Here is a 12,897-nt window from a genome sequence, read left to right on the forward strand (position 1 = left end):
TTTCACAATAATAAAATTTTCACTTTAACATCTAATTTACATGGAGAAAGATTGTTGCTTATATTTAAATTCCCTCACGGGAAATAAGTAAATATCAACATCTGGCTAGCCTCATGTGGGTGATTAACCAATGAAAAAATACATTAGTATAGGTGTACATGAACTTGATACTTATCTTGATTACGCTATTTTAAGCATCATAGCTATATATAGCCTTCATGCGACTCCATCCGAAATGGGGATATTGGGTGCTTGCTTCGCTGTTCCGTTTTTGGTGGCAAGTGGATTATTCGGCAAGCTGTTTGACAATGGAAATGTACTAAATTGGAGGACATTGCTGTTCTGTATTAATGGCATTGTTATGCCTTTTTTATCTGTAGCTGATCCAATTATATTTCTTTATGTTATTACATTAATCAAAACAACCTGTCGGTGTGGGCTTGGAATATCAAACACAAAATTGAATGTAGATGATAGTGAATCTCAAAGATTTTATGAAATTTATGGATATATCACCAACTTTAGCAGAATAGTCATTCCCTTATTTGTTGTATATTTAAACACGAACTATGGATTATGGTTTGTCGTGTTATTATCAATGACATTTAACTTGGTTGGCATGTTGACATCATACTTTGATGATACTTTTCGGCTTGATATAAATGCAAGCGTAAGTTCTGCTGCTGTAGAACGTTTTTCATTCATACAGCAATTAAAGAATAAACCGGATTTATATTTACTTGTTTCGGCCTATACTTTGTCAAACTTAGCCTTTTTTCTTAGCAACGATATGCTCGGTATCTTCTTTGAGAGGATTGGGCAAAATGAAAGTAGCATAGGTTACATAATTTCACTTCTCGGGGTTGGTGGCATAGTAGGAACACGAGTTTCTGGTGGGTTACTTAAAAAATTGTCAGCCAAGAATGTTTTGTTATTTTCCATTATGATTAATTTTGTGGCCTTTTGGGGATTTGGTTTTTTAGACGCAAAAACACATCATTATGCCACATACTATTTGTTGGTTTTCCTTGTTGGTACGGCCTCTGGTGTCACATTTTTCGCAATTAGATATGGTGTAAGAAATATCATTGGTTTTGAACACGTAGGGAAAGCGACTGGAGACATACAGAAGATTTCATCTGTAGTGGCAATTTTGATGCCAGTTATTGGTGGGTATACTGCAAAAATCATTTCTATCGAGTTTACTTTCAAATTAACAAGCATTCTGCTTGCGGTGATATTCCTGTATTTTTTATTTAAAAAGCATAAATTAACTGGGGAAAGGAATAAGTATGTACAGTCCAAATAAAAGATTTTATCGATACAAAACACGATGACTTGTACCTGAAAGGAAAAACTAAGCAAGCATGGGGTAGCAATCTGAATTGGGACTTGGCTGGGAAAGATTTAATCCCTGAGAATTTAAAGGCAGAAGTCAATGCTCCTTTGAGAAATTAGCGGCGAGCGAATCATAATTTTTATCTCGTCAAAAAGTAAAATTGCGAATGCTTCATGGCAGAGTTTTGTGTCAAAACTGGCCTATAAATCGGAACAGAAAGGCATTTATTTGGTCAAACTGGACTGGTGGTATGCGAGTTCTAAAAACCGCCAATGCTGCGGTCATAAAATGCCAGAAATGCCGTTAAAAGTGCGCCTCTGGTCATACCCAGCATGTGGAGTGGCGCATGATCGAGATATCAATGCGGCGTTAAACATCAAACAGAAGGATATTGATGAACTGAGAGTGGCGGGACTAGTCGAGTCGTTTCTGCTCACTGAGGCTTGTGTCAGACTGGTCAAGCATGAGCAACAGCCGATAACGTGAGACTTGCTGGTAGAGCGGTAAGCAGTCACATATTAGTTTAAAATAAGGAACAATCCTAAATTGATTAAATTATGATGATTTGGGAGTGTTATTCCTATCTGTCGATCTTTTCAACTCCTTATGGCATAAGGTTTGAAGGGATATTTCAATAAAATTATTCGTTATCAATCATATGATTCAATTCGTAAGGTTTACTTATTTTTACAATTATTAACCGCTGGTTTAGTTGCATATCACTTTTTGTTCGTTTTACACTGCAAACGCTTTAGTTTATTTGTCTGAAAATTTAATTATTGGTGGATCAGCTAATCAGCCTATATTGTGTATTCAGGTAAATGAAATGTGCTTATCTGTGGACCTATTTTTTATCTAAAAGATTCAATGGATTAAATGACACAGGTTCCATTTGGCAAAAAAAAGAGATTAAAAATAGGTATGTAATAACAGGAATATCTGATGACAGAAATAGAGACACAAATTAATTATGATTTTTCTCCCGATATGATAAACCAGCAGAAAGTCTGTTTACTGACGGATCTAAATACAGTGTTTAATCAGCATAACGGGCAAGGGCTATTAATGGTTGATACGGCGGTTTTTCTGGATCGCCGTCAGGAAGAATGGTTTCCTAAGGCAGTCCTTAATCATCAGCCAGCGGCAATACCGACCCAAATAAATCATCCCCGTTATGCATCTCGTTATTCTCCCTGGCTGATACCGCTAGATATTAATCGGTCTGAGGATGCTGAATTGTTGGTGTTAAGCGTCACTCAAGCGTTACAGGAAGCTGATCCCGCAGAGTTGATCACCGGGCGTGGCCGGATGGTTTGCGGCTGGCTGTTCAGTACCAGTCCAGTCCCTGTGATTGCGCAACATATCAGCATGACTGCGGTACAGAAACTATCATCAGTACAGGAAATCATGCTGCGTTTTTATGATCCGGCTGTGAATAATGCCATATGGCCGATTCTGGATAGTTGGCAGCGCTCGCGTCTGCTGGGACCATTGACAGACTGGTATCTGGTTGATGGCGACGGTCAGTTACTGCATCGGGACAATGCACAGTCTGCGAGGGAACTTTACACCTTTTCACTGGGCCTCTCCTCGGAAGAAGTGACAGAAATAACTTGGTCAGGTCCGATGAACCGGGCACTGCGCCAATATCGTCAGGCACACCGTAACCGGTTACGCCGAACAGAGACTGAACTATTGGATGTCATACTGACCTTATTGCGTCGGATAACTAAGCACTATTCCTTTAGTGATGTTCTGGATCTGGAAGTTTGTGCATTGCATGGTTTGTTATATCACCCAGCGATTGATTTACACCCTCGGATACAGTCGCTGTTGTCTGCCGAAGAGGGTAATAGTACTGGTAGCTATATCGAGCGTACAGCCAGACTGATAGACGAAGAGTGGCAGGTTTTGGCCCATGAATGTTGCCATCTCAATGTTTCTACTATTCCTTCAAAGAACAAGGAGATTCTGTAATGGATCGACTATCGTGCCAGATGTGTGAAGTAACCGGACCGGCGCTTTTGCCCGTGCGTTATAGCGTGGTGCCTGATCGTGTTGGTGAAACTTTACCGATGTGGGCAGAAACTCTGACTCCCTCGGCTCAAGGCTACCATTATGCCCTGCGTGCCTTACGACAAGGGTTTTTATATGTTTATTACACCAACTCTGGACCCTTGGTTCAGTATTGCTGGGAAACCTGGAGCGTTAGCGAGGATGGTGCGCTGTGGAAGCAGCCAAATGCCTTTAGTGTGTTTGGTAAGAAAACAGCGGATTGTTATGCGCCGACCCATCAAAGTACTAATGTGGAATTTATTGTGTTGAGAGATATGGCTTTACGTCAAGATGTCTGGCTGGCCTTTTCTCCCTCTGTCTGGAGTCAAGAAACAATCCAGTACTATCACAACCACCCTGAAGCACGGCAAAAACGCATGCAGTGTGTGAAACCGTGGCAGTGGCGCGGAGTGCCTGAGGGTGTTGGCATCAGTCAGGCTACCGTGGATAACTTGAATACAGTGATGGATTACCATAAGGAGGATGACTCCGCCGCTAAATACATTCTGCCTTACAACCCTAAAGTGAGACGGATCAGCCGGACAAGTGAAAAAGCGCCATATTATACCTTTGACCCTAACACTGTTGGTCCACAGGGAACACTCTATCCGTGGAGTGAAAAGCGGTCAGGGAATGCAGAGGCTACCGTTAAAGCCATGCAAAAACGAGGATCGGCAGCGGATGGTAGTTCGGTCTCTCCAGTGTTAATTGCTTTGTATGATCCGATTGGTATTGTTCATGAGCTGGCTGGGTGGAGTGATGACATCGCTGGAGAACACTCTGCTTGGTTAGATGACTTGTCGATTGAATTTATGACCCAGCAATCACTGAATGGAGCTAAGAATCAAATTCAGCAGGTTGAAAAGGCTAGGGTAGAGCAGCAGACGTTGGATGCTTATAGAAGTACGGCCAACTACGGTATGGATAAGGTTTTGGTGAAAATCCCCTCGGTGGCGATGTCACAGCGGCAAAGTACGCTTGATGCATTGATGGTGAAGGCAAAGCAAGTCGCGGAACAGGATGGGGAGATAGCACTGGCGACCAGTTGGAATAAATATGAGGCAGAACTGAATCTGGCTAAACGGCAGGCGTTTTCAGATTGTTATGACAAATTCTGCCATACGATCGCCAGCCAGTTAGAGTCTTTGGCTGAATTTCGGGTAAGCTGGTTAAAAGAAGAACGATTGATAACTCATTGCCATGATTTTTATTCAACTCAGGTCTCTGACAACCTTAGTTATCGGGAGGTAGTGGATTATGCAATGGCCTCACTTAATGTTACGGATAGCGGTAGTGCCTTTTTGGATGAATTAATAGGACAATATTCGGCAAAACCAGAGGGTAATTTTGTTTGGCGCTCTCTGTTATTGAATAACCCGGAAGTGATGGCTGAGACCGAAGCGTTGTTATATAAAATGAAGGCCAGCAAAAACAATATATTACCTGCTGCTGAATCTGATTATCTTTCTGTTGTGCAGAAATGTTTTGGCAAACTGGTTGATGCATATGATAAGGCGAATGAAGCACTGGAAGCGCCTATATCGTCAAATTCGTCTTTTTCTCGTGCTATGCTGGCATGTGATAGACGTTTATCCACGATTGGGCAGCGTGTATTTCGGTTTTCTGGTTTGGATAGTGCGCTGAATAGTTTGAATATATTACTGAATAAGACAATATTTTCTGTCGCATCTGGTGTACCGTTGGATAGAATTCAGGAACTTTGTCTTGCAGATATTCAAAGTGGTAATTCATGTAGACAGGCAATTTCTCGTGGTCTTCAGACTTATAAATCTTCGAAAGATCTTGAAAAACTAAATAATTATAAACAGCAATTTGATAAATTTGCACAAAGCGCCGAAGGCGAAAAAACCTTAAGAGCTTCACGAATAAAAATTCTGGTTCTGTTTTTTAACGGGATGGAGTTTGCTGATCAACTGAAAGAAAGTAAAGGAGATGCTAAGGGGTATGCTCAGGTTACTTCGGCGTTTCTAAGCACACTGAGCACGGTTGCTGATGTGATCAAACCGGCTATTGAATTCGGGATAAAAAATCAAGCAGCAACTAAGTCGATTAAATTTGTGGGAGCCAGCGCTGGAGCGGTAGCGTCTGTATTGAATTTAGGGATTGATGGTAGTGATGTTGTCAGAGAATGGAGAAAAGAAGATACTCGCTGGTCTTTCTTTGGGTTGTCTCTTCTAAAATCATCGGCGGATGTGGGTTTACTTGTGAAATCAATGAGTGGCTTATTAGAAGTGTTGGTTAAGCGTGAGTTTAGTAATAAGATAATAGAATTAGCATTTGACCAAGTAGGTAAGATCGCGGCTTGGCGTATTATTGGATTCTTCGCTAGCTGGCAGTTCATGATAATAGTATTTGTTCTTGATGAATTATATACTCTTTTTATTGATAATGATTTGCAGGATTGGTGCCGTAATAGTGTTTTTGGTAAAGAACCGGATAAATATCTCGTTTCAACTATATTAATTGAGACACAGGATAAACGTAATGAGCTTTATCAAAAACAAAGCGAAAAGTTAGGCGAAGCTTTGGGGGCAGTATTATGACTAAACGCAGAGAGATGAAAGAGTTTATTAATTTCGAAAAAATCAGAAACGAATTATCAGATGCAAAATTTTATATGGGATTAAGTTCTTATGGTAGTGTTGAGGAAAGAAATAAAGCTGCTGAAGCAGAGAAAAAAATTCCAGAATTAGAAGCGCTACTTGCTAAAGAGCCGCCACCGCCAGAATTACCCCCGAAAGTACCATTGATTAAAGTGACCGGAACTCTGGAAGAATTTAGTGTAATAAAAGTATGGGGTTATTTTACTGATCGTGAATATGATCCGGAGGGATTTGCACGGCAGGAAAAACGTGCTCAAGTAGGTGCATTACTACTTGCTATCGCAGGGAATGCCGCAGCAGCGGCAGTGACATCACAGAGTCGAGAAAGGAGGAGTGATCCTAGTGATTTTGTTCGTGGAAAAATTAACGGTATTCCATTTCATGGTTGGTTAGGGATGACCAATGCCAAAGTTGGTGATTATGTTGAATTAGCTGTAGCGCCTAAAGATAATCATTATGTTGTTTATGCCTTAGCTAATCCTTATACAAGGATTATTTCAATGACTCCTCGTTGTGAATGTGGTCTTGATGGATATATCAAGTTTGGTACGAAAGTTAATCATGGATTAGCATTGTTTTTATTTTTAATGACTCTTTCTTTCATGCTTTACGGGAATGCAGAAAAAGTGACAATGGTGGTTTTCTTGTCTCTTGTTTTTATCTTTATTCTTGTCGATGTTTTATTCTATTTTAAAGGTAAAAATCTTGAGAAAAAAGATCCAAAACCGACAATACTATTAGCTGAAAGAATATTTATAGCTTTGGGGTTTCCTGAACCATCTTTGGTTGATTTAAATATTTCAACTAAGAAAAAGCTTAAGGGTTTAAAACTACAAGGAAAATATGTCGATCCTGATAGTGACGAAGGGCAAAATATTCCTTGCAAATGGTATCGCCTGGAGTTTTTTTATTACTATTAATTAAAAGAAAAGTAAAAAGTTAGCAGAAGTTTTGGGGTAGTATTATGACCAAACTCAGAGAATGAAAGAGTTTATCGACTTTGGAAAAGATAGAAATCCACTAATCCCGCCGATAATTTGATGTTATCGCAGATGTTAGTTCGAATAATCTATCGTATTTTTACGAGTCTAAATGGTGACTGTACATTGATTAGTCGTTTTAGACAATTTCAACACTCCCCAGCGATCCGATAAACCGCCGTATCACATTTCTGTGTTTCAGGGCATTGTTTGCAACTGCCGCTTAGGCAAGCAGTTGCATCAATTTTTTCTAATTTACCCATCACTGTAAGTTGTTCAAGCATAGCGGCAATCATCTGTACGGACGCACAAAGCTGGTGGCTTAACAACTTAGCATCTGCCCGTCCATTCAGCGCGACTGCATCCCTTACTTGTAATAGGCTAATCATTTTCAATTCCTAGTGACAGCTTCCACTGGAGCAGTGGCAGCTATTTCCCGGGGTGCTGATTAATTTCATCGTCACACGGCTGCGCGCCCGACGCAGGAAGTAGAACACCAGCGCGTTAAATATGACGACGGTCAGAATGGTAATCAGGCTGCTTTGTGGATGTTGTGAGAAAGTCACCATCTGGTAAAACAAAGCTGAAATTGAATAAGCCACATTCAGTCCCCACAGAATGGAGAATATCATCCAACCACGGCTTGTTTCGCGAGCAATCGCGCCCATAACCGAAACACAAGGTACATATAACAGAACAAAGATCAGATAACTGTAAGCTGAAATAGCGGAGCCGAATTTGGCGCTCATGGTTCCCATAGAACCGCTATCCATCTCACCGTCGCCTTTATTAGCTTCGATTGGGTTGGCAAGTACGCTCAGAGTAAATGTCTCTTTCAGGCTATCCCAAGTTTCACCAATTGCATCTTTCAGCTCATCAAGCAGGTTGAACTCATCTGCATTAAACGGCTCATTAGCAATGCTTTCTGCGGTATATAGGGTATTCAGCGTCCCAACAACGACTTCTTTTGCCATTGCGCCGGTTATCAGACCTACAGTTGCCTGCCAGTTATCTGAGTGAACGCCAATTGGCTGTAATATTGGCGTAATAATCTTGCTGACCGAAGCCAGAGCGGATTGGTTGATGCTATCCACCGCCTTACCAGAGAATGAGAAACTGTTAAGAGCGCCGATGAACATACTGGCGATAACGATCACTTTACCGGCACGGATAACAAAACCTTTCAGGCGTTGCCAGGTTTGCAGAAGCAGGGTTTTTAGATGTGGAATATGGTAAACCGGGAGTTCCATAACAAACGGTGAAGCTTCGCCGCGCATAATGGTGTATTTCAACATCAGGCCAGTCAGAATAGCGACGACAATACCCAATATATAAAGGGAAAAAACAAAAGTCGCCCCATTTTTGCCAAAGAATGCGGCGGCAAATACGGCAAAGATGGCTAATCGCGCACCACAAGACATAAAGGGCGCCATCATAATCGTGATCAAACGTTCACGCGGAGCATCCAGCGTTCTCGCCCCCATAATGGATGGCACGTTACAGCCGAAGCCAACGATCAGCGGGACAAACGATTTACCCGGCAGCCCCAAAACTTGCATCAGACGATCCATGACAAACGCCGCCCGCGCCATATAACCGGAGTCCTCAAGAAAAGAGAGGAATAGATACATCATGCCGATTTGTGGTACCAGCGGCAAAACGGTGTTGATACCGCCGCCGATACCTTGCGCGAGGAAAACCGTCAGCCATTCAGGAAAGCTTAAGGTATGACCAAGCCATTGAACCCCATGAATGAAAACCGCGATAGAACCACTGTCAAAGATAGGTTGTAACGCACCACCGATATTAATTGCCAGCACGAACATTAAATACATGACAGCCAGGAAAATAGGTACGCCTAACCAACGATTGAGGATAATTTTATCGATTGCCTGGGTGAGTTTATTTGGCATGGCTTTTTGGGTATCGATCACGGCCATGCACAATGTGTTGATGCTTTGATAGCGCGCATCGGCAATCAACAGTTCTGGCTCGTCATATTGCTGTTGTTGCAAGCGTTGCTTGGATTCAGTCAGCATTGAGGTAGCAAGGCCGGAACGTTCCAGGCTGTAAATATCCCCTTCAAGCATCTGAAGCGCTAACCAACGGCGTTGTTGAGTATGAAAATTGTCTGAAATCGCACCAGATAACGTCTCAACTTCTTGCAACAGGCAGTCAGGGTAGTGAATCAGTGATTGCCTGACATTCTGCTTATGACGATCAATCGCCTGTTTTAGCTCATTTAGTCCAGTTGCTCGGGTCGAAACCATTGGAATGACTGGGCAGCCAAGGCGCTGTTCCAGTTCGGCAATATCAATGTGGATATGCTGACTATCAGCGATATCCAACATATTGAGCGCGACGATGCAGGGAATGCTTAATTCCAACAGTTGTAACGTCAGATAGAGATTTCGCTCAAGGTTAGAAGCATCTACGACGTTGATCAGCATGTCAGCATCACCGCTCAGGATATAGTGGCAGGCTATCTGCTCATCCAGTGATGTTTGTTCAGAAATCGTGGTCAGAGAGTAGGTTCCCGGCAGGTCAACTAACTCAATTTTATGTTCTGCGGTGGTAAAACGGCCAACTTTTCGTTCTACTGTAACGCCAGCCCAGTTGCCTACACGTTGTCGGGAGCCAGTAAGTTGGTTAAATAATGTTGTTTTGCCGGCATTGGGGTTGCCAATTAAGCCAATAGTCAGTGCTTTCATGTTTTTGGTGCCAGATTAAATTAGGAGTAACCGTTTCGTTGCTTGCAACGGATTATGCGTTGCATTGAGCGTTGTCTAATGTGAGAAATTCCAGGTCTTTTTTTCTCAGAATTAGGCTGACTCTGCGAGTCTCAATTTGTATCGGATCACCTAAAGGCGCTAAACGGACAACATGAAAAGAAGAACCAGGCAACATACCTAATGACAGCAATTTCTGTCGGTAAGCTGGGCTGATCTTCGGAGAAAAGCCAATGATCTTGTAACTATGGTCTGGAAGAAGTTGCATATGACCTTCCGGGATATGTGATAAGTAAAGTAATACCGAGAATTAGTTGCACTCATTCATTATGAAGTGTAATTTTTAATCCAATTCATACTAATTGCAAATAAAAATAATAACCATCATTAATTTCAATGTTAATCCTATTTTCATTGTTGGTGTTAATTTGATCACTTAGTCACTCAGGTTGACATGAATCTTCTTTCTGACAGAAACGGTGAAATATGCACTGCCGAAGCAGTGCATCTGTTTATAGTGATAGAAGTTACAGCGATAGAAGTTTTAACGTTTTTTTCCGAATGCGGCGGCTAGTGCATCGCTCATAGCACTGTTTCCGGCTGAGATACCAGCTGAGGTAGAAGAACGGGAAGTGTTACGGTTCCTGTCATTACGTTCAGGGCGGCGGTCAGTTTGCGTATTATTACTGCGACGTGATTGGGTTTCTCCCGGTTGTTCATCAAGACGCATGGTCAGAGCGATGCGCTTACGGTTCAGATCAACTTCCAGCACTTTTACTTTAACGATATCACCCGCTTTGACCACGGTGTGAGGATCTTCCACAAAGCGATCGGACAGCGAAGAGATATGCACTAAGCCATCTTGATGAACGCCGATATCGACAAACGCGCCAAAATTGGTCACGTTAGTGACGGCGCCTTCCAGCACCATTCCCGGACGCAGATCATTCATGGTTTCCACGCCTTCCGCGAAAGTTGCGGTTTTAAACTCTGGACGTGGATCGCGGCCAGGTTTTTCCAGCTCTTTCAAAATATCGGTAACGGTTGGAACACCAAATTGCTCGGTGGTGAAATTCTGAGGTTGCAGCCCACGTAGTGAAGCCGGGTTACCCATCAATTCCTGGAGTTTCTGCTCAGTGGCCGCCAAAATTTTTTCAACTATTGGATAAGCTTCCGGATGAACGGTCGATGCATCCAGCGGGTTATCACCGTGATTAATCCGCAAGAATCCAGCACATTGCTCAAAAGCCTTTGGCCCGAGGCGACTGACTTTCAGTAATTGTGTACGGTTATTGAAACGGCCATTCTCATCGCGCCAGTTGACGATATTCTGGGCAATCATACGGGTCAATCCGGCAACTCTGGTTAGCAGTGGAACAGAAGCGGTATTGAGATCCACGCCGACGGCGTTTACACAATCTTCAACGACGGCATCCAGTTTTTTGGCAAGCTGAGTCTGGCTGACATCATGTTGATATTGACCGACGCCGATGGATTTCGGATCGATTTTCACTAATTCAGCGAGAGGATCTTGCAAGCGGCGGGCGATAGAGACTGCCCCGCGTAGTGAAACATCCAGGTCGGGAAATTCCTGTGCCGCCAGTTCAGAAGCAGAGTAAACCGATGCTCCTGCCTCACTGACAATCACTTTTTGGGCTTTTATCTCTGAGAACTGTTTTTGCACATCCGCGAAGAAACGTTCTGTTTCACGAGAGGCTGTTCCGTTACCGATGGCGACCAGTTCTACTTGATGTTTGATACACAATGCCGCCACGCTGGCGGCGGCTTTAGCCGCTTGCCCGGTGTGTGGATAGATCGTGTCTGTGGCAATTAGTTTGCCGGTTGCATCGATAACGGCCGCTTTGACGCCGGTACGCAGACCGGGATCGAGTCCCATTGTTGCACGCATGCCCGCAGGTGCGGCCATCAATAGGTCTTGCAGGTTGCGGGCGAATACTTTGATAGCTTCATCTTCCGCTTTCTCACGCAAGGTACTCATCAATTCAGTTTCAAGATGCAGCAATACCTTGACGCGCCAGGTCCAATTCACCACGGCTTTGCGCCAACTATCTGCCGGCGCATTGTTCAAGCGCAGATTAAGATGCTGAGTAATAATCTGTTCGCCGTAACTCTCTTTAGGTGGTTCATCAAACTGGGGATCGGCATTTAGGGAAAGTTGCAATATGCCTTCATTACGGCCGCGAAACATAGCTAAAGCGCGGTGAGAAGGGATTTGTGCGATAGGTTCATGGTGATCAAAATAGTCGCGGAATTTAGCGCCTTCCTCTTCTTTTCCTGCAATGACTTTAGCGACCAGATGGGCATTTTTCCATAGATAGTCACGTACTTTTGCCAATAATGCGGCATCTTCGGCAAAACGTTCCATCAGGATATAACGCGCGCCATCCAGTGCAGCTTTGGTATCAGCGACACCTTTATCAGGATCAATAAAAGTAGCCGCGACCTGCTCGGGTTCTTGCTGTGGATCTTGCCACAAGGAATCCGCCAGAGGTTCAAGACCCGCTTCAATAGCGATTTGTCCACGGGTACGGCGTTTCGGTTTATATGGCAGATAAAGATCTTCCAGCTCTGTTTTGCTGAGAGTGCCATTAATGGCTGCCGCCAGTTCTGGGGTTAGCTTACCTTGCTCGTCAATGGATTTAAGAATGGTTTGGCGGCGGTCCGATAGTTCGCGTAGATAGCTAAGGCGGGTCTCAAGTTGGCGAAGTTGGGTGTCATCCAGACCGCCGGTGACTTCTTTACGATATCGTGCAATAAAAGGGACAGTATTCCCTTCATCAAGCAGGCTAATGGCAGAAAGTACCTGTTGTGGCTGCGCTTGTAGCTCACTTGCAATAATTTGGTTCAGAGATTGATTCATGTTGCGTTTTCTTCTGGTAGATAAGCTTCAAATTTCAAATATTCACAAAACTCCTTTATACGTTTTGAGAGGAATAATTTCCAGTTTACGCCTAATCTTATTTTGACGTGTTACGATATCATTCAACGAATTTGTTGCTGGTTACGCTATAGCGACTGCGATTGAACTCAAATGTGAAAAGTTATCGCTGGAGCCATAGTGTGTTACCGGACTTGCTATGAGCTGTTTCTGAATATACGAATTCAACTGAAAGAACGGCTAAAGTAGGAAAAATCTGAGCTTCATAGTG

At 43.1% G+C, this 12,897-nt stretch carries 8 protein-coding genes and 1 pseudogene; 5 read left to right on the plus strand and 4 right to left on the minus strand.

The features are described from left to right. The first annotated feature begins 130 nt into the window (after window positions 1-130). The 5 genes and pseudogenes from EAE92_RS04725 (at window position 131) to EAE92_RS04745 (ending at window position 6,938) form a co-directional block, all read left to right on the plus strand. Window positions 131-1,309 carry an MFS transporter gene (locus EAE92_RS04725; protein ID WP_110086688.1) on the plus strand — a complete coding sequence of 393 codons (1,179 nt, stop codon included), beginning with the start codon at window positions 131-133 and terminating at the stop codon, window positions 1,307-1,309. Window positions 1,310-1,498: 189 nt separating this feature from the next. After that, a pseudogene (locus EAE92_RS04730) lies at window positions 1,499-1,825 on the plus strand (zinc ribbon domain-containing protein); the annotation flags it as partial. Window positions 1,826-2,281: 456 nt separating this feature from the next. Next, window positions 2,282-3,316 carry a DUF4123 domain-containing protein gene (locus EAE92_RS04735; RefSeq protein ID WP_214067226.1) on the plus strand — a complete coding sequence of 345 codons (1,035 nt, stop codon included), beginning with the start codon at window positions 2,282-2,284 and terminating at the stop codon, window positions 3,314-3,316. After that, window positions 3,316-5,958, plus strand: a complete 2,643-nt coding sequence (locus tag EAE92_RS04740; protein ID WP_214067227.1) for a T6SS effector BTH_I2691 family protein — start codon at window positions 3,316-3,318, stop codon at window positions 5,956-5,958. Before EAE92_RS04735 ends, EAE92_RS04740 begins: the two co-directional genes overlap by 1 nt. Then, window positions 5,955-6,938, plus strand: a complete 984-nt coding sequence (locus EAE92_RS04745; protein ID WP_214039760.1) for a putative type VI secretion system effector — start codon at window positions 5,955-5,957, stop codon at window positions 6,936-6,938. Before EAE92_RS04740 ends, EAE92_RS04745 begins: the two co-directional genes overlap by 4 nt. 209 nt (window positions 6,939-7,147) lie before the next feature. Here EAE92_RS04745 and EAE92_RS04750 read toward each other — a convergent pair whose 3' ends face one another. The 4 genes from EAE92_RS04750 to EAE92_RS04765 form a co-directional block, all read right to left on the minus strand. After that, the gene (locus EAE92_RS04750) at window positions 7,148-7,387 is read right to left on the minus strand and encodes a FeoC-like transcriptional regulator (protein ID WP_112895587.1); all 240 of its coding nucleotides are present in this window, start codon (window positions 7,385-7,387) and stop codon (window positions 7,148-7,150) included. A 9-nt stretch (window positions 7,388-7,396) separates the two neighbouring features. After that, the gene (gene feoB, locus EAE92_RS04755; RefSeq protein ID WP_214067228.1) at window positions 7,397-9,709 is read right to left on the minus strand and encodes a Fe(2+) transporter permease subunit FeoB; all 2,313 of its coding nucleotides are present in this window, start codon (window positions 9,707-9,709) and stop codon (window positions 7,397-7,399) included. A gap of 52 nt (window positions 9,710-9,761) precedes the next feature. Next, on the minus strand, window positions 9,762-9,995 hold the full coding sequence (gene feoA / locus EAE92_RS04760) for a ferrous iron transporter A (RefSeq protein WP_046396399.1): 234 nt from the start codon (window positions 9,993-9,995) through the stop codon (window positions 9,762-9,764). Between the two features lie 276 nt (window positions 9,996-10,271). Continuing rightward, a complete protein-coding gene (locus EAE92_RS04765) occupies window positions 10,272-12,608 on the minus strand; it encodes a Tex family protein (protein ID WP_214067229.1) in 2,337 nt (778 codons plus the stop codon). Between the last annotated feature and the right edge of the window lie 289 nt (window positions 12,609-12,897).

Source organism: Photorhabdus hainanensis, assembly GCF_018448965.1.
Lineage (GTDB): Bacteria > Pseudomonadota > Gammaproteobacteria > Enterobacterales > Enterobacteriaceae > Photorhabdus > Photorhabdus akhurstii.